13 protein-coding genes are annotated in these 17,475 nt (G+C 57.8%); 6 read left to right on the forward strand and 7 right to left on the reverse strand.

Annotated elements, in window-relative coordinates; genetic code table 11:
• Positions 1 to 60: 60 nt before the first annotated feature.
• Both QM647_RS14585 and QM647_RS14590 read right to left on the reverse strand, forming a co-directional pair.
• A complete protein-coding gene (locus tag QM647_RS14585; protein ID WP_414996267.1) occupies positions 61 to 867 on the reverse strand; it encodes an IclR family transcriptional regulator C-terminal domain-containing protein in 807 nt (268 codons plus the stop codon).
• 114 nt (positions 868 to 981) lie between these two features.
• On the reverse strand, positions 982 to 3,309 hold the full coding sequence (locus QM647_RS14590; RefSeq protein ID WP_414996268.1) for a TonB-dependent receptor: 2,328 nt from the start codon (positions 3,307 to 3,309) through the stop codon (positions 982 to 984).
• A 420-nt stretch (positions 3,310 to 3,729) separates the two neighbouring features.
• On the opposite strand from QM647_RS14590, the gene QM647_RS14595 reads away from it, so the two are divergent.
• Genes QM647_RS14595 through atzF form a run of 4 tightly spaced genes read left to right on the forward strand, consistent with a single transcriptional unit; the run spans position 3,730 to position 7,583 of the window.
• Positions 3,730 to 4,368, forward strand: a complete 639-nt coding sequence (locus tag QM647_RS14595) for a cysteine hydrolase family protein (RefSeq protein ID WP_414996269.1) — start codon at positions 3,730 to 3,732, stop codon at positions 4,366 to 4,368.
• 10 nt (positions 4,369 to 4,378) lie between these two features.
• The gene (locus QM647_RS14600) at positions 4,379 to 5,203 is read left to right on the forward strand and encodes an urea amidolyase associated protein UAAP1 (protein WP_414996270.1); all 825 of its coding nucleotides are present in this window, start codon (positions 4,379 to 4,381) and stop codon (positions 5,201 to 5,203) included.
• Between the two features lie 2 nt (positions 5,204 to 5,205).
• Positions 5,206 to 5,832, forward strand: a complete 627-nt coding sequence (locus QM647_RS14605; RefSeq protein ID WP_414996271.1) for an urea amidolyase associated protein UAAP2 — start codon at positions 5,206 to 5,208, stop codon at positions 5,830 to 5,832.
• Positions 5,829 to 7,583 (forward strand): allophanate hydrolase, encoded by a 1,755-nt coding sequence (atzF, locus tag QM647_RS14610; RefSeq protein WP_414996272.1) that lies wholly within the window; start codon positions 5,829 to 5,831, stop codon positions 7,581 to 7,583. Before QM647_RS14605 ends, atzF begins: the two co-directional genes overlap by 4 nt.
• A 66-nt stretch (positions 7,584 to 7,649) precedes the next feature.
• On the opposite strand, the gene QM647_RS14615 is transcribed toward atzF, so the two are convergent.
• The gene (locus tag QM647_RS14615; RefSeq protein ID WP_414996273.1) at positions 7,650 to 8,924 is read right to left on the reverse strand and encodes a lipase family protein; all 1,275 of its coding nucleotides are present in this window, start codon (positions 8,922 to 8,924) and stop codon (positions 7,650 to 7,652) included.
• A gap of 312 nt (positions 8,925 to 9,236) precedes the next feature.
• On the opposite strand from QM647_RS14615, the gene QM647_RS14620 reads away from it, so the two are divergent.
• Both QM647_RS14620 and QM647_RS14625 read left to right on the forward strand, forming a co-directional pair.
• A complete protein-coding gene (locus tag QM647_RS14620) occupies positions 9,237 to 10,196 on the forward strand; it encodes a LysR family transcriptional regulator (RefSeq protein WP_414996274.1) in 960 nt (319 codons plus the stop codon).
• Positions 10,197 to 10,310: 114 nt separating this feature from the next.
• Positions 10,311 to 11,609 carry a spinster family MFS transporter gene (locus QM647_RS14625; RefSeq protein ID WP_414996275.1) on the forward strand — a complete coding sequence of 433 codons (1,299 nt, stop codon included), beginning with the start codon at positions 10,311 to 10,313 and terminating at the stop codon, positions 11,607 to 11,609.
• A 146-nt stretch (positions 11,610 to 11,755) separates the two neighbouring features.
• On the opposite strand, the gene QM647_RS14630 is transcribed toward QM647_RS14625, so the two are convergent.
• From QM647_RS14630 to QM647_RS14645, 4 genes are all read right to left on the reverse strand, one after another.
• Positions 11,756 to 13,921: a TonB-dependent receptor gene (locus QM647_RS14630; protein WP_414996276.1), complete on the reverse strand. Its 2,166-nt coding sequence runs from the start codon at positions 13,919 to 13,921 to the stop codon at positions 11,756 to 11,758.
• A 315-nt stretch (positions 13,922 to 14,236) separates the two neighbouring features.
• Positions 14,237 to 15,499, reverse strand: a complete 1,263-nt coding sequence (locus QM647_RS14635) for a gallate dioxygenase (protein ID WP_414996277.1) — start codon at positions 15,497 to 15,499, stop codon at positions 14,237 to 14,239.
• A 5-nt stretch (positions 15,500 to 15,504) separates the two neighbouring features.
• A complete protein-coding gene (locus tag QM647_RS14640) occupies positions 15,505 to 16,974 on the reverse strand; it encodes a sodium:solute symporter family transporter (protein ID WP_414996278.1) in 1,470 nt (489 codons plus the stop codon).
• Positions 16,971 to 17,183: a hypothetical protein gene (locus QM647_RS14645; protein WP_414996279.1), complete on the reverse strand. Its 213-nt coding sequence runs from the start codon at positions 17,181 to 17,183 to the stop codon at positions 16,971 to 16,973. Before QM647_RS14645 ends, QM647_RS14640 begins: the two co-directional genes overlap by 4 nt.
• Between the last annotated feature and the right edge of the window lie 292 nt (positions 17,184 to 17,475).

Below are 17,475 nucleotides of genomic sequence, written 5' to 3' on the forward strand. Positions count from 1 at the left end.
TTAGACAATACCCGAAGGCACAACCTAACTTGTTCCGCACGTCAACTAAGGGCGCCGGACTCAGTCCGTGACCAGGGCTTGTGAAATCTCGCTGGCCGCGGCCCGAAGAACGGGCAATATGCGCGTCTGCAGCTCCTCTGAGGGTATTGCGGCGACGCTTGTAATGACATTCAACGCCGCGACAAACCGATCCCGGCGATCAAGGATCGGCACCGCGATAGAGCGCAGACCCAGTTCGCTTTCCTGATCAACAATAGCGAACCCTTGCACCCGAATTTGCTTCAGCTCCGTCAAAAGCTTCGCCCTTGAAGTGATGCTATAGGCGGTGGGTCCGGTGAGATCGGCGCTATCGATGAAAGACTTGATCGCTTCATCGGCCATATGGGCGATAAGAACGCGGCCGGTCGAATTATAGAGCGCGCTGAACCGTCGCCCAATGGTCACGACGGGCGCCAGTTCCTTCTGGACACGCGCACGGGCCAGATGCACCACGTCTCGATCGTCGAGGACGGCAATCGCCGCGGTTTCATTGGTTTCTCGCGCAATCCGATTCAGGAAGGGTTGGGCGATATCGACAAGGCCAAGCGTCGACAAATAGGAAAAGCCCAGGTCCAGCACCTTGGGCGTCAGCCGGAACAGGCGGCCGTCTTGCGCGACATAACCTAAAAAAATCAAGGTCAGAAGATAACGCCTGGCGCCGGCGCGCGTCATATCGATGCGCTCGGCGACCTCCGACAACGTCATTTCCCGATGCTCAAGATCGAAAGCATGCAGGACGGTGAAGGCGTGCACAACCGAACCAACACAATCCGCGGGGAGGTTTTTATCGGTCGCTTTTTCAAAGCGGCTCTGTTCCATGTCATCCATTATAATTATCCGAATCAGAGAGGAAAGAAAAACTTGGCGCCGTTACGGGAAAGGCGAGCGTCCGCAAAGGACGCCCGCCATCTTCTCAGTTGGCCTGCATGGATGCAGCGTCGATCAGAACTTCTTGTTCAGCGACATGCCGACAGTACGCGGCCACACGCTAAGGCCCTGGGTGATGAACAGGACCGACGGCTGTTGAATAATCGTCCGATCGTCGAGCAGGTTTTTCACGTACAGCGACAAGGTCAGGTCGTCCTTGGCGATCCCAAGACTCGCGTTAACAACACTGTACGACGGGCGGACATAATCGGTGCTGGTTGTGTCAAATGTGCCATGGCTTTCACCAGTGTAGTTCCAGTTCACGCTGGCGAACAGGCTCTTATCGTCACCCAGGGGCGTGTTGTAATCCAGGCCGATCATCAGGCTCTTGTCAGGTACACCCAGAACTTTCTGGCCAACTGTAGCGCTTGAACCGGCGGCTTCCTTGGTAATATGCGCGTCCGTGAGGCTGCCGCTGACGCTCAGGGTAAAGCTGTCGGAGAGGCGCGCATTAATTTCAAGCTCGCCACCCTGACTTTTGGCGTTGCCGGCATTCGCCGTGATCACGTAACCGCACGAGGCCAGTCGCAGTTGCTGCTGAATATTGTCCCAGTCGATCGAATAAAGCGATCCGTTGACGGTCAGGCGATGATTCAGCCATTGGGTCTTGGCGCCAACCTCATAGGCCCACAGGGAGTCCGGGCTATAGGACCGCGAGCCGGAGACCGTCAGTCCCAGACCGGTGATGGCTGAGGCGCAGAAGTTCGGCAGGGCGTCGTTCTGGCCACCCAACCGGTAGCCTTTCGCGGCGCTGGCATAGAGGTTGACATTGTCATTGGCCAGATAGGTCAGGGCCACCTTCGGCGTTGTCGGGCTGGCATGGGATTTAGCTGTGTCCACAGACGGCGTGCCGTCAGCCAGCCAACCGCCCTCTTCCGAACGGAACGTATTCCAGGCAAATGCCTGCCGCACACCCAGAGTCGCTTTCAGCTTCGGGGTCAGCATATAGGCGCCTTCCGCGAAAACGGCGGCCTGGGTCAGCCAGCGCCGAGGATGAAAATAGCCCATCTGATCGTTGGGCGCTGTATAGCCCAGCATGTCTTCAACGCTCGAACCGTAAAGCGACTCGACCGTGTTATTGATTCCGAGCACATATTCATCGTCAAGCGTTCGGGTACGCAGATAGTTGTAGTAGGCGCCAACCTGCCATTCGTAACGCTTGCCCGAGGCCTTGATTGACGGCGAGGAGAAACGCAGCTCCTGGGACCAGTTCTGGACCGTATCGGTGTTGTAAAAGACGCCCGGCAAGGCAGCGACAGTCTCGTAATTGTCGCCATAATCCGGATCGAGAGCGCTTGCGACATATTCGGAATCGTAGATCGTGGCATCGAACTGGCGCTTCAGCTGGCGATACATGAAAGAGGTCACCGAGGTCAGGGTATAGCCGCCGAAGCTCTTCTCGACGGTCAGGCTCGGGGTGTACATGGTGTCGACCCCCGACTCCCGTATAGCCTTGCTTTCCTCAAACTTCGGCAGGCTGGTGTCGAAGATGCCTGTGTCGGCGGAGTGGGTCTCCTGCCACTGAATGGCCGGTATGATTTTCAGGGTGTCATCGGGCTGGATCAGCAAGGTCGCGCGGAAGGCGTTCGTGCGCTCCGAATTGACGTTCTTGTTGTCGATATTGCCGTCCGCGTCGACATGATCGACATAACCACTCATATATTCACTTTGACCAGCCAGTCTCAGCGCCATCTTGTCACCGATGGGTAGATTAACTGCCCCTTCCAGGGCGCCGTTATTACCGCCACCCGACGTGCTGGAACCGTCGACTGACAGGTAGCCTCCGAACCGGTTCAGGCGCGGCTGATTGGTGATGAAACGCATGGTGCCGCCGAGCGAGCTGTCACCGTAAAGTGTGCCTTGCGGACCACGCAGCACTTCCACATGGTCGAGGTCGAACAGGCGCGGGAGGGTGACGCCCGTGAAATACTGGTTCGGTATGGTCAGAGACACGTCGTTCAGATAGACACCGACTGTCGCCGCACCGGCAGCAGAGCCGACCCCGCGCAAGGTTATGCGGCTGTTGCCCGAATTACCCGTATTGACGAAGGAAAGGCCCGGCACCGTGCGCGCCAGATCGGCATAGTCTTGCACGTGCTGCTTTTCCAGCTTGTCGGCACTGAGCACCGAAATGCTCAGCGGCACCTCGCGGATGTTTTCTTTACGCTTCTGAGCGGTGACGACCACAATCGTCGGATCGGCTGGCGCCGCAGCGGCATCCGTCGTCTGTGCCTGAGCGCCAAAGGAGGCGCCCATCAGGATCGCCGCAACGACGCCGGAAAGGGCTAATGAGGCAGGCGTTTTTCGGAAGACAGAATGGGCAGGCACGTTCAGCATTTGCATTTTGATATCCCCTTTGGTGCACCTGGATCGCAAGCCACCGCACGCTGACCTTGATAAAAGATCTGCGTTTCCCGTCGATGGAAAGGTCAGGCAAGCAGTAATGAAAAGTCCGGCGTATGAGCGCTTAAGTTTCACTCTGCGAACAAGAGTTACGAACTTTTCGATTTTGAACATGCTGCGAAGCACAAGAATAGTTGCCGCATAAATGAACTAACCCTTATTCTGGCTCGTTTATTTCGGCTTACCTCTGTGCACATGCAACAAACAGGGCCATTTTCCGCGGCCTGCATATAGAAGTGTGGGGTCGTACTGAAGCCCCCCTTACTTGCTTCGTTCCGCAACTAATTTTGCCATCGCGGATATGTCACACCTCAGATCAATATAGTCTCCTGCGACCTCTAACACCTGAGGACCGCGCTCTTGCCTTACGCCGCCAACAATGCCCAGCCGATGATCGTCGGCACCCCTGTCCTTGTCGTCATCGACGTCCAGAAGGGCGCGTTTCTGCCCTGGGAACCAACTGAGCGGTTGCCCTTGCTTCCAGACAGTGTCGAGCGCATGTACCGCGTCCGTACCGTCGTGGATGCGGCCAGACAAGCCGGCATCCCCATCATCTTTTTCAAGGAAATCCACCGCCCGAACATGATCGACTTCGGACGCGAATTGGACGGCACAGAGCAGGTACATTGCCTGGAGACCTCGCCCGGAACGGATTTCGCCTATGAGGAAATGGGCATTCAGCCTGAGGATTACTTGCTCAGCAAGCGCCGTTATTCCTGTTTTTACGGAACCGAACTCCAGATTCTTCTGAAAGGTCTGAAGGCCGATACGCTTATCCTGACCGGTGGCTTTACCGACGTGTGCGTACACTACACCTTTGTCGACGCGCACCAGGGCGACTACTACTGCCGCGTCGTCGAGGACTGCGTCTCCGGATCGTCCCAGCCGGCGCACGATGCGGCGCTGAATGCCATGGAATACCTCCAGACCGGGGCCCGGCGTTCGGCTCAGGAGATCATCGACGCCTTCGCCGCCCGCACGCCCGTCGCCGCAGAGTAGGGCCTCTCACATGAGCCAGACCAAAGACCCTTACGGCGCTCAGGCCCATGCCCGCGCACAGGGCGGAACCTCTGTCGAGGCAATGCCCATCCTGCCCGCCAGCGCAGCAAGTCCCCTGCCGTCACAAGTGCACGCGCAGAACATGGTCTGGGCGGAGACGATTGCGGCCGGTGGCTATGCCAGCAAGCAGATTAATCGCGGCACGCACCTGCAACTGACCGATCTTTACGGCGACGCCTGCGTGTCCATGCTTGTGTTCAATGCGGAACGGCCGGTCGAACGGCTGAACATCGCTGACACACTGAAGATTCAGTGGAATGGTTATCTCGGCGAAGGACGCTTTCTTCTGTCCGATATGGGCCGTGTTCTCATGAGCATCATCGAGGATACCGCCGGCACGCATGATGCATTCTGCGGCGCTTCGAATGCCGCCTCCAACACGGCGCGATATGGCGATGGCGGCAATTATGGCCCTCACCCATCCGCACGGGATCGTTTCGCAATTGCCGTGGCCAAATACGGCCTTGGCCGAAAGGATATTCACCCATGCCTCAACCTGTTCAAGGGCGCGTATATTGAAGCCGATGGCTCTGTTACGCCGCAGATCGGGCCGTTTGCGCCGAACCGGAAGGTCACCTTGCGCGCGGAAATGGACTTGATCGTCGTGCTCGCGAACACGCCGCATGTGCTGGATACGCGCTCCGATTACGCCGTCTCCCCGGTTCAGTGCCTTGCCTGGAAAGGCCCGGTTACGCCTGAAGACGACCCGATCCGAACCGGAACACCGGAAGCGTTGCGGGCCTTCCTGAATGTCGAAGATTATTATGCGAGATAGTCATGCGTGAAGATTTGAACCCGGCTCAGTTAGTCATTCACGATGAGGTCGTGCCAGCGCGTGCCCCCTGGATGTATGACCTGATGAGGGGACAGACCCTGGAGATCATCGACCTCGAAGGCAACCAGGCCGTCGACTTTCTGGCTTACGCCCTGGCCGACGACGCAGAGCGGTACAGCGCCCAGGATACGATTGCCGCTCAGGGAAATATCTTCCTGCGGACCGGTGCCAAGCTGATGTCGAACGAAGGCCGGCCGATGATGTCGATTCTGGCGACCAATGTCGACTACCACGATACGATCGGCGGCGCCTGCTCGTGCGAGTCCAATACCCTGCGCTATGGCCACCACACCAAGTCACAACACGCCTGTGTCGACAACTTCCTCGATGCCAATGCTCGGGCTGGACGGAACAAGCGCGACATGGTGTCGAACATCAATTGGTTCATGAACGTGCCTGTAGAGGCGGACGGCGCGCTTGGCATTGTCGATGGCATATCCGCGCCCGGCCTCTCGGTGACACTGAAGGCCTTAATGGATGTCACGGTCGTGGTTTCGAATTGCCCGCAGATAAACAACCCCTGCAATGGGTTCAATCCCACACCCGTACGCATGATTGTGTCGGCATGATCGGCGTAAAGGCGACCGCCAGCGCAGTACAGGCCGGCGTAACGACGGCGGCGAAGGTTATTCAGAAAACCCTGGATCGCATCCGGGCCTATGACCGGGTTCAGCCGCAGATTTGGATTTCCAGACTGTCAGAGCCAGAGATCGAGGCCTATGCCGCGCGCGTGGACGCACGACTGACGGCCGGCGAAATCCTGCCCCTGGCTGGCGTGCCGTTCGCCATCAAGGACAATATCGATCTGGAGGGCATCGACACCACGGCCGGCTGCCCGGCCTTCTCCTACCCGCCAACCGCCTCGGCCTACGTTGTCAACAAACTGATAGAAGCCGGCGCCATCCCGGTCGGCAAGACCAATCTGGATCAGTTCGCCACCGGCCTGAACGGCACGCGCAGCCCCTTCGGCGCGCCGCATTGCGTCTTCAATCGGGCGTTTGTCAGCGGTGGCTCAAGCTCAGGCTCGTCTGTGGCTGTGGGCGCCGGTCTCGTCGCCTTCGCCCTTGGCACTGACACGGCGGGGTCCGGTCGAGTGCCGGCCGCCTTCAACAATCTCATCGGCTTCAAGCCCACAAAGGGCCGCTGGAGCACATCGGGTCTGGTGCCGGCCTGCCGTTCGCTCGACTGCATCACGGCCTTTACGCATTCGCTTGAGGACGCGGGTCTTGTTGACGCCGTCATGGCGGGCTTCGACCTGACCGATCCCTTCTCAAGGCCGCTGGAGAATGTGCCCAGATCGGGCCGGAAAATCGGCGTCCCCCTACCGGCCCAGCGTAATTTCATGGGTGATGCGCAAAGTGCGTTTCTGTACGACCAAGCGCTGCTTGCCCTGAGCGCTATGGGGGCTGAGCTGATAGAGATCGATATCGATTTTCTGTCGGAAGCCGCCCTGCTTCTATACGGCGGCCCATGGGTGGCCGAACGCACCACCGCCCTGAAAAAGCTGCTCCAGACGAATCCGGATGTCATGGACGCCACTGTTAGGGCGATCAGCGCTGCCGGTTTTGGTATTTCCGCGGTCGAGCTTTTCGAAGGCGAATACAGGCTAAAAGCCCTGGCGCGGGAAGCCGAGGCGATGTGGCAAGGGGTGGACGTTCTGGCCTTGCCCACCGCACCGACCTGCTACCGTATTTCCGAAATGCGGCAGGAACCGATCCGCCTCAACTCCGCCCTTGGCCTCTATACCAATTTCGTCAACCTGCTCGATATGAGCGCAGTCGCCTTGCCCGCCGGTTTTCGCGAAAACGGAACGGGCTTCGGTATTACCCTGATTGGCCCTGCCCATTGCGATCGCGCCCTGCTCGATATCGGGCAGGCCTATTTGTCCACTGCAGCGCTGCCCGAGGCGCCATCGCTTGATCTGGGAGAGAAAATGGAAACGGTTACGCTCGCCGTCGTAGGCGCCCACCTTGAGGGCATGCCGCTGCACTGGCAACTGACGTCTCGTAATGCCCGGTCACTTGGACCTGCGCAGACAGCGCCCACCTATCGTTTGTACAGCATCGCCAATTCAACGCCGCCGAAACCCGCACTTATACATGCTAACGACGGCGCCTCGATTGCCGTCGAACTGTACGAACTGAACCTCAGCGCCTTCGGCAGCTTCGTTGCCGACGTACCGGCGCCGCTGGCGATCGGCTCGGTGGTCCTGACTGATGGCCGGACGGTCAAGGGGTTCGTCGCGGAACCCCGCGCCATGGAGGGCGCTCGCGATATCACCGAATTTGGCGGATGGCGCGCCTTCATCGCCCAGGTGTGAACAAAGGCGCCACAAGCCCTGCCCAAAAGGCCACTTCCGAAAGGAGGCGGCCTTTGGGGCTTCCGATTAGCTATCGGGCGCTTGCAATGGCCCCGGCGGCACAAGACTCCCGCAGCGATTAGCAATCTTTCGTCCGTGCATGACAGCCTCCACGAAGGCCGGGCTATCTGCGCGTGAACGTAAGACCGCACTCGAATGCGTGGCGCCGGGATAGTAATGCCACTCCACAACATCGCGCGCGGCGCACATGGCAGAAACGAAATTATATTGGGTCGCGGTTTGCGCGTCCGAGTCCGCCAACCCCGTGCCGACAAATACCGGCGTCCGGATTTTGACATCCGGGAAATCGCCAGCCTGATCGGCGCGCTTCTCGAGTTCATCAATCGGCTGCTTGTAAAGCTGGTCAACCGTCACGCCGAGCTGGCCCGCATAGGTGCTGAGACCTGACAGGCAGGTACTCTGCGCCTTCTCAAGCAGCGGCCAGGCCGCGTCGGAAATGTAATCTTCAGGTCGGATCCCATCAGGGTCAATCGACCGAACGGTTCCCAGGAAATACAGCATCTCGTAGCCCGCGTTCTTCGCCGTATCCGTTTCGGTATAGAGGCTGGGTACCGGTTCTTGTCTCGCCCCGTTCAGATGGGTGGTGTGCGCCACGATGCCCGTTGCGACTGTTCCCTTGATCCTGAGATCCCTGGCGTAGGTGGGGGCGAGATAGGCGGCGGCGATTGCAGCCCCCGAGCCCTGGGATTGGCCGATGGTGACGATCTTGTTTTGCAGCTTCCCAGGATAGGCTTTTAACGCCGCACGCACACTGTCCAGAACGGCCATACCCTCGGATCTATATTGAAGGTAAGGATGGGCGCCTGGGGTACCGAGACCGGAATAATCGGTTGCGACGATGGCATAACCGTCGTCCAGCCAGGCACTGAGATAGATTCTGTCACGCTCGGACCTGGGATTAAGCGACGGGGCGCACACATCGGCAACTCCGGTCGTGCCGTGCGACCAGGCCAAGATGGGCCACCCGCCCTTAGGCGGCGCTCCTTTCGGGAAGAAGATAAGTCCCGAGACCGTTATGGGCGTCTTGCCATCACGCCAGTCCAATGAGCTATACAGAATCCGGTAGGCGGATCCCGCCGACGGCACCGACACCTCCGCCGATGCGGCTTCCGTCCGCAACATGACACCTGGCTGAGCGGGGATCTTCAGGTCATAGGTATAGAAGGCCGTCACCCCGCCATCTCCCGCCCACCGATCACTCCTGGTCTGGCTAGACGCGGCCAGGGGCGATATAGCCACCGCGACGGCGATCACGCCGGCTAACAGTTGACGTAAGGTCACAACTCGGCTCCTGTTTAATTGTACATTTAGGAAATAATTGCAGATGGCAGAGACTTCGCCTTAGGGACGAAATCCGGCACGCTTTTGGGCAAAAAATTGCTGCATTGCACAATATTTAATTCCACGTCCAAATCGAAAAACGAAGAAAAACTATTTAAATACAACAATTGCGCTCCAACAGGTGTTGCTGCATCGCAACAGTTCTGAACTGCACGAATCTCGTTCTGTACAGATCGTCACCTTCATTGATACGGTTTTATGACAGCTGGAGAATAGGGCTGTTCGCAATGATACTTGCCGGAGCCTGAAACTATGGAACTGGGACTGAAGCCTTTTACCGGGCGGATCAGCGACAACGATTTACGCCTTATGCGCACCTTCGCAACCGTGGTGAAACACGGGGGCTTCGTGGCCGCAGAGTCCGAACTCCAGATCGGTCTGCCATCGATCAGCCGCTATATCAAGGATCTGGAAATTCGCCTGGGCGTGCGGCTCTGTGACCGCGGCCGACGCGGCTTCACACTGACGGCCGAGGGCAAACACGTACATGATGCCTGCCAGAAGCTGTTCGATGATCTGGTGATATTCGAAAGCCGCGTACGGGACATCTATACCAACCCGGCCGGCGCGATCAGCCTGGGCATGGTCGATGCGCTTACCACCGACCCCAATTTCCGACTGACGCGCGCTTTCGAAGCCTACAAGGCCGCCTACCCCAATGTGCATTTCCGGATCTCAAGCAAGACGTCGAACTATATCGAACAGGAAGTCATCGACGGCGAGTTAGATGTCGGCATCGTTTTCGAACGCAGGCGAATGGAGCAGCTAAACTACCGCTTCCTCTATGAAGAGGCCTGCTTCATGTACTGCACCGAGGATCACCCGGTCTGGCAGACATCCCAGGGAAACATTACCGAGGATGACCTGAGGCAATGCGACTTCGTAGGGTATCCCTTCGAGCACGAAATGGAGAAGCTTGGCGTGCGCGGGCTGCTCAAGCGGACCGCAACGGTCGATCACATGGAGGCCTTGAGCATGCTGGTGGCCTCTGGACGCTACCTGGGTTTCCTGCCGGACCACTATGTCGCGTGCCAACCCAACCCGACGCGTTTCCGCAAGATCCTGCCGGATACCTTCGGCTACAAAAGCCACATTTCCATTATCACTCGGCAGGGCAAGTTATCTCCTTTGATCAATGCCTTTGTAGACCATGTCGAGGCTGTGAATGCCGCGCCATCCCTCACAAATAAGGGGCTGAAGCGGGCCATCTGACATGGGCGAACTTTTGTTCGAATTTGTGACAAGCTTGGTTTCGTAGTTCAGCATCCTCGGCATGCTCGGCGCCATGTTTCATACCGAGATCAGTACCCTTCAGTAAGGCGCGACATGAGTGACATTGATATTCCGCAGGTACAAACGCCGCGCGTTTCTCCTGAAGTGCGCGTGCCGGTCCGGGCGTGGATAGTGCTGGCCATGCTGGTGGCCGCTTACAGCTTCAGTTGGGTCGACAGGTCCCTGCTCATCATTCTGATCGATCCGTTGAGCAAGGAATTACATGTCACGAACACCCAGATCGGGCTCTTGACGGGATTTGGCTCCTCACTGCTTTATTCGCTCGCGGGCTTTCCCATCGCCCGCCTTGCCGACAAGGGGTCACGCCGCGCCATCATCACGGCGGCTGTTGGCGCATGGAGTCTTTTGACAGCGGCCAGCGGCTTCGCCGGTAGTTTCCTGACGCTGGCGCTCAGCCGGTGTGGCATCGCCATCTCATCGGCGGGCTGTTCACCTGCGGCTTACTCCCTGATCTCAGACTATTTCCCCCAGAAGCGACGTGGGACTGCCATTGCCATTTACAGCCTGGGCATCTCCATCGGCATGTGGGCCGGCCTTACATTCGGGGGCATTCTGGAGGATAAATTCGGCTGGCGTTATGCCTTCATGATGCTCGGCTTTCCAGGCGTCCTGCTCGCGACACTGTTTTTCCTGATCGTGAAGGAACCACAGCGCGGCCTCTATGACCAACATGTGGAAGGGAGCGACCGTCAATACAGCTTAAAGGAAGCCGCCGCCCATATCTTCAGCCACCCCAGTTTTCTCCTGATTGCCATCGGTTTCGCTCTGGTAGGGGCTGCCAACAGCACCTTCGAGAACTGGATTCCGACCTACATGATCCGGGTCAACCATATGAGTTCGTCAGAAGTGGGCTCTATCAGCGGTCTGTTTCAGGGCGTTACGGGCTTTGTCGGCACGCTTCTGTTCGGCCTCCTGGCGGACAAGCTCGGAAATCGCGATAAGCGCTGGTACATATGGCTTGCGGTGCTGGGTTTCGTGTTCTCGGGCGCTGGCGCTGTTATTTTCTTCAAGCTGACAGGCGTTGCGATGTACGTCTGCTACTTCGTTGTAGAGTTTTCTCAATCCGCGATATACGCGCCGATCTTCACCGCCAGCCAGGCACTCCTACCACCTCGTTTGCGTGCGCTAGGCATGGCGACTGTACTGTTTCTTTTGAATGTCATTGGCATGGGGGCCGGACCGTCTCTGGCGGGCTGGTTCAGCGATTGCTTCGCGGAGCGCGGCTTCTCGGATGGTCTCGCACCTGCCATTGCCTTAATGCAGGTCTCAGGACTCGTTGGAATTATCTTTTTACTTGGTGCATCACGCAGCCTGCATAACAGAAAGTCCTAAGCGCCTGCCACGCGCCGATCAGCACTGTCACTCCAGGACTGCTTTTCTCGGGTAAACCCAAAACTGGCCAATTGGAATGAAATTTGGTCACAAGACACAACTAAAAGGAGGCGGGCCTAAAGAGCCCGCCCCAAAGGGTGTAACGCTTAGTACTTCGCGCCGAAACGCACGCCCATCATCCGTGGCTGAGAAACAGCCGAGGCGGCAGCATCCGCAACGGACGCGGAGTAGTTGATCGGCGAGCTGACCGCCTGAATCTTGTCTTCGAGATTTTTCACAAACCCCTCGAAATACATCTTATCGTCATCGAAGCGGTAGGTCAGCGTCAGATCCGTCCGCGTGAAGGCTTTCTGAGTGAACTGCACCGCGTTGACGAAGTCGCTCAGCAGGTAATCGGCACTATATTTGGTGCCGATGCGGGCCACGAGCGCGTTGTTATCCTTGAGCGTCCAGGTATGGCTGTAGGCCAGGGTGCCGGACGTCGATGGCGTCTTGTCCAGCTTCTTGCCGCTCCAATCGACGTTCTGATTGATACCGGCCATGAACTTCACATAGTGCGAATCCATAAAGACAATGGACGCATCCACGGCATCCGCCGACGTCGGCTTCCAGTGAACTTCATTTTCCCAACCGCTGATCTTGACCGGGACCGAACGCGTGTAGATCACCCGAGCCGTGCCGAACAACAGACGGCTGCTGATCTGATCCTTAGAGTAGTCATAATAGAAGGCGCTGGTATTGTACTGCAGGTTGCTGCGGATGCGGCCCTTGTACCCGATTTCATAAGCGGTCAGCTCTTCCGGCTCATAGGTGCCGACCGTGCCAGTATCTGGATCGAAGTCGTTGAACCCGCCCGCCTTATAGCCTGTGGCGACGCTGCCATAGATCATCTGGTTCGGCGTTAACTTATAGTCGAGCCCCACCCGCCATGTCGTCTTTTTTTCCGTCTGTGAGGCATTGTTGGCCGTACCGACGCAGCTGTTCGGCCAGACGCAGGTGTTGCCGTCTTCGTCAAGCCAGGGCCCCGGCCCCGCCGCAAACGTACCCAGACGCCAGACCGCATCGCTCGATTGACGCGCGCCCAGGGTCAGACCCAGTTTATCGGTGAAGTGATAGGTGCCCTGGGCGAACAGGCCCCGGCTCGTGTGTACCGTCTCGTTCAGCGGGTTGATGCTATTCTTGCTGTTCGAAATATCCGGGGTGGCGACGGCCAGGTTCCAAACATGGTCGCTTTCGTTTATGTCTTCACGGAAGTAATTCGTCCCGACCACCCAGTCCAGCTTGCCCGGCGTGTCGTTCGAGAAACGCAGTTCGGCATAGTCAGTGCTGACATCGCCCTGATAGAGACGGAACTGATACTGGCTGGTATTGCCCGCCGGGTTGAATGCGAACTGATTCAGGTCATGTGCCTTGAAGAAGAGGCTGCCGCCAAGAACGGTCGCCCGAATACCATTGAAGCTGTAGTTCGCTTCGGCGTTCAGATTGGTGTAGTGCTCATTGATATCGCCAGTCACCGGACTGGAGTAGCCTGTGCGCTGCGCCTCACCCGAATAGTTGGCGACATTGTAGACCGGTACGACTGTGGACCCCACCCCGCCCAGTTCCCCGCCGGTCACCGTAGCCAGGAAAGAGAAATTATCGGCAGGCTTCCACAGGACCGACATACGGCCTGAGGTGTTGTCTTCGTCGTTTAACGGCGTTCCGCCATTGTTCAACTCGACAAACCCGTCGCGCTTATTGCTGTTCACCGCAAAACGAACCGCCAGCTTGTCGTTAAGCGGGAGGTTCAACATGAGGTTGGCGCGGCGCGTGTTGTAATTACCGAGTTCCACATCACCGGCGGCATCGAAGAACGAACTCGGCTTATTCGTGATCACATTGATAGCGCCTCCGGTCGAGCTTTTGCCGTACAAAGTCCCTTGCGGTCCACGCAGAACTTCGACCCGTTGCGTGTCGAAGAAGGCCACGCCCTGCTCGCTGGGACGACCGATCGGAATGCCATCGACGCTGAACGCAATACCCTGCTCACCCTTGCTGCGCGTATCGGTCGTCGTCACGCCTCGAATGTTCAGATTGACACCGTACCCGTCATTGCCGACCGCAACGGAGGGGGCGACGTTCTGGACGTCGGCGACATTGATGACGCCCTGCTGTTTGAGCATGTCGCCGGAGAAGGCCGTAATGGCCACCGGCGTCTTCGAAGCCACCTCCGCCCGCTTTTGCGCGGTGACGATGACCTCGACAATTTCGTCGTCCTTCTTGGCGGTGTCCTGCGCCTGAGCTCCGCCGGTAACGACAGGATAGGCAATCATGGCGCAAGACGCGATAAGACTAGATTTTAGAAACCCCTTCATTCTTTCATTCCCTGTATGTATAGCCCTTGATATCAGGCGTTATCGCAACTAGACGGGCCGTCACGTATATTTTTATCTTCAAAGCCTTTTATTTCAGACTGAAACGAAAGACTTATCCGATTACCGTACGGTTGCAGAAACAGGGAAACGATGGACAATTCGCAGTATTTTTGGTACTTTTTGTAATTCAAATGTCTTTTTCTTGACCTGTGATCTATTTGACAGTCTGTCGCAAATGCCCCCTTCATTCGCGGACTGAGCAGATGGAAGGCGCTATCTGACCTTAATGTCTGAAACCGAATAGATGGCCCCCGGGGCGTTCCGTGTCTTCTGGAAATCAGCCATGGTCTCGCCGCGCATGCCCGCATAAACTGCGGCATTCGGCAGGCCGAGCACGGCCGCCATCTTTTCCAAACCGAAGAAGATTGCGCCGTAATGAATCAGGCCGGCCCAGTCGCGGTTACGAATGAGCGTTCGCTCCGTCTCCGACAGACCAGCCTGCTGGAATGACGCCTCTGGATCATTGAGGAACAGCTGACGGTGAGAGGGGTGCACCATATTGTGCAGATACTGATTGACCCGGTAAGCCTGAACACTCAGATCCAGCGTAAAGGGATAGGTACCGGTCAGGACTTCGGCCCCTTCCAGCTGGCGGCCGATCAAAACGCGCTGCGCCTCGACATCTGTAACGGGGTCTGTTTCGGCCGGCTCCAGTAGCAAATTGGCAATGCCGGTCATGGACGGCAGATAATAGCTCTTATGCAGGCAGTTGATACGATCCGGCATGGCGCCGCGCATGACCAGCCACATGATCACCTCGGCGCCTTCCCAGCCGCCCAGTTCGGCGTAGCGGGCATGGGTCATATTGGCCAGGGTTTCCGGCTGGTCGATCATCAGGTCGAGGAATTCGCGATCCCATTCAGGATTATTAAAGCCGGCGCGTTCGCCATGTACCTGATGCGACAGTCCACCGGTCGCAACGATGGCGACGGTCAGGTCTTCCGGATAGCTCTCGATCGCCCGGCGCAGAGCCTTGCCAAACTTGTAACAACGCCGTGCCGACGGGATCGGGAATTGCAGCACGCCCACCGCCAGCGGAATGATCTGGCCCGGCCAGCCGCCTTCATAGGGCCACATGACGCTGAGCGGCGACAGGCAGCCATGATCGAGCGGCTTGGACTGGAAGAAGGACATATCGAACTCTTCGGCCATCAGCGACTGACCAATATGGCGGGCCAGCGCCCCATGCCCCCTCACCGGCGGCAGGTTGCGCGGCCCTCCACCCTCATCCGCCGCTTCATATGCCTCGCCTATCCCCAGTGTGAAAGCCGAATAGTGATCGAAAAAGAACGAAGTGACGTGATCGTTATAGATGAAGAACAGGACGTCGGGGCGCTTCGCCTCCAGCCAGTCGCGCACCGGCTGGTACGCCTCGAAGATTGGCGCCCAGACCGGATCGTCCCGCTTGCCCTGATCGACGGCGAAGCCGATTGTCGGCGTATGTGACGAGCCGATACCCCCAATAATGCGAGCCATTCCGACTATTCCTCGTGAGGGGGCTTGCGGCCCAGAATCGAAACCAGAATACAGACCAGAAAGGTTACGGGCACTACGAACAAGGCCGGATATTCATATGGAAACAGGGGCCTGGCCTGATGGAAAACCGGTCCCCATACCTGAGGGCCGACGACGATCAGCCCTACGGACAGGAGAAGTCCGCTTAGCCCACCGATGAGCGCGCCCGCCGCCGTGAGTCTGCGCCAGTAGAGGACAAGTATCAGCACGGGAAAGTTTGTGCTGGCCGCCACGGCAAAGGCCAGGGCGCTGAGAAAGGCGATATTCTCGTGCTGAAACACGACGGCAAGGGCGATCGCGATTCCAGCCAGCACCACGGCGGCCAGCCGGAACACCCACAGTTCTTCCGCCTCACTGCTTTTGCGGGCACGCAGCGTACGCCAGACGTCGTGCGAAGCCGCCGAGGCTGAGGCGATGGTCAGGCCCGCAACGACCGCCAGAATGGTCGAAAATGCGACCGCGGAAATGATTCCGTAGAGGCTGTCGCCGCCCAGCAGGGACGCCAGATGCAGGATCGCCATATTGCTTCCCCCGATCAGCTTGCCGTCGGCACCGACATGGGGCGCTTGCGTGACGAAGGCGAGGACCGAGGGACCGATAATCAGGAACAGTACGATATTAACAACGCCCACTACCGTACTGGACACCACGACTGAAGTCTGCGCCGCGCGCTCATCGGGGACGGTAAAGAAACGGATCAGCAAATGCGGCAGACCGACCAGACCGACCGTCATGCCCAGACCCAGCGACGCTGCCGACAGGGGATCGAACTTCATGCCTCCCGGCGCCAGAAGCTGGGCTTTCAGCGGCGCGATTTGACTGTAAAGCCCATCGATACCGTTGGCCTGCACAAGACAGATGACGGCGATGACAATCACAGTGCCCACCAGCAGAACGGCTTTGACGATCTGAACCCAGGTCGCCGCCAGCATACCGCCGACGGCCACATAGATCGCCATCAGCACGCCGACGATCGTCACGGCAAGTACGAACGGCATATGGAACAGGGCGGCGATCAGCGTGCCCGCCCCTACCATCTGCGCCAGCAGATAGAATAACGAAATGACGATAGTCGTCAGGCCGGAGAACAGACGCAAGCCTGGCGACTGCAGTCTATGGGTCAGAACGTCGCCCAGGGTGTAAACCCCCAGCCGACGGAGCGGCCCGGCGACCAGCAACAGCATTAAGGCGAGGCCCGCAATCGGCGCCAGATAGAACAGGATAGTGTCCCAGCCGCCGGAGAAAAACAGCCCTGTAATGCCGAGTACGGTCGTTGCCGACATGAAGTCGCCGGAAATGGCGAGGCCATTCTGAAAGCCGGTGATATTGCCGCCAGCGTTATAGAGCTGCGCCTTTTTCTGCCCCTGGCGCCCTGCCCAAGCAGTTATCAGCAGGGTGATGATCACTGTGACGACAAAACAGATGATTCCGATCATTGCCCGCCTCCACGCTTCGGCAGGACAAGGGCCGCGATGACAAAATTCAGTAAAACCAGCAATGCGATGCCGGCAATGCCTGCCAGAATCGAGACCGGAATGCCGGATACCGCCGGGATCTGGGACGGAAGCCTTAGGGATTTCGAACTCAGGAGCGCGAAGCCACCGTCAATTGCCAGGATGACAAGACAAAAGACAGCACGGTTCATGGGAATTCCGTGCGGCAGAGGGGCAGAGGAAAGACAACTTTGCGCCAATCAGAAGACAAGCAGGATAGAGCAATGCATTTCAACAATAAGCGAAACGCCGCCCCTAGCAATCGACCCAAGCGAGATATGAATGATTTTCTAAAAAGCAATAATCCACCCAGCATAGCGCCCAAAGACACCTCATACATGCGACTGCACATGTCTAATTCATCCCCAAAACAAACCCTCCGTTTATAGACCGCAGAGTTTTTCGCACCCGCGCGCACAAACACCAGGCGTACATCAATTTTCA

The organism is Asticcacaulis sp. (genome assembly GCF_047605585.1).
Taxonomy (GTDB): Bacteria; Pseudomonadota; Alphaproteobacteria; order Caulobacterales; family Caulobacteraceae; genus Asticcacaulis.

What these genes read in the sequence shown, in the direction of transcription:
- QM647_RS14625 (WP_414996275.1), top strand. Translation starts at nt 10,311, where the DNA reads ATGAGTGACATTGATATTCCGCAGGTACAAACGCCGCGCGTTTCTCCT.
- QM647_RS14640 (WP_414996278.1), bottom strand. Translation starts at nt 16,974, where the DNA reads ATGATCGGAATCATCTGTTTTGTCGTCACAGTGATCATCACCCTGCTG.
- QM647_RS14645 (WP_414996279.1), bottom strand. Translation starts at nt 17,183, where the DNA reads ATGAACCGTGCTGTCTTTTGTCTTGTCATCCTGGCAATTGACGGTGGC.
- QM647_RS14605 (WP_414996271.1), top strand. Translation starts at nt 5,206, where the DNA reads ATGCGTGAAGATTTGAACCCGGCTCAGTTAGTCATTCACGATGAGGTC.
- QM647_RS14635 (WP_414996277.1), bottom strand. Translation starts at nt 15,499, where the DNA reads ATGGCTCGCATTATTGGGGGTATCGGCTCGTCACATACGCCGACAATC.
- QM647_RS14590 (WP_414996268.1), bottom strand. Translation starts at nt 3,309, where the DNA reads ATGCAAATGCTGAACGTGCCTGCCCATTCTGTCTTCCGAAAAACGCCT.
- QM647_RS14630 (WP_414996276.1), bottom strand. Translation starts at nt 13,921, where the DNA reads ATGATTGCCTATCCTGTCGTTACCGGCGGAGCTCAGGCGCAGGACACC.
- QM647_RS14620 (WP_414996274.1), top strand. Translation starts at nt 9,237, where the DNA reads ATGGAACTGGGACTGAAGCCTTTTACCGGGCGGATCAGCGACAACGAT.
- atzF (WP_414996272.1), top strand. Translation starts at nt 5,829, where the DNA reads ATGATCGGCGTAAAGGCGACCGCCAGCGCAGTACAGGCCGGCGTAACG.
- QM647_RS14600 (WP_414996270.1), top strand. Translation starts at nt 4,379, where the DNA reads ATGAGCCAGACCAAAGACCCTTACGGCGCTCAGGCCCATGCCCGCGCA.
- QM647_RS14585 (WP_414996267.1), bottom strand. Translation starts at nt 867, where the DNA reads ATGGATGACATGGAACAGAGCCGCTTTGAAAAAGCGACCGATAAAAAC.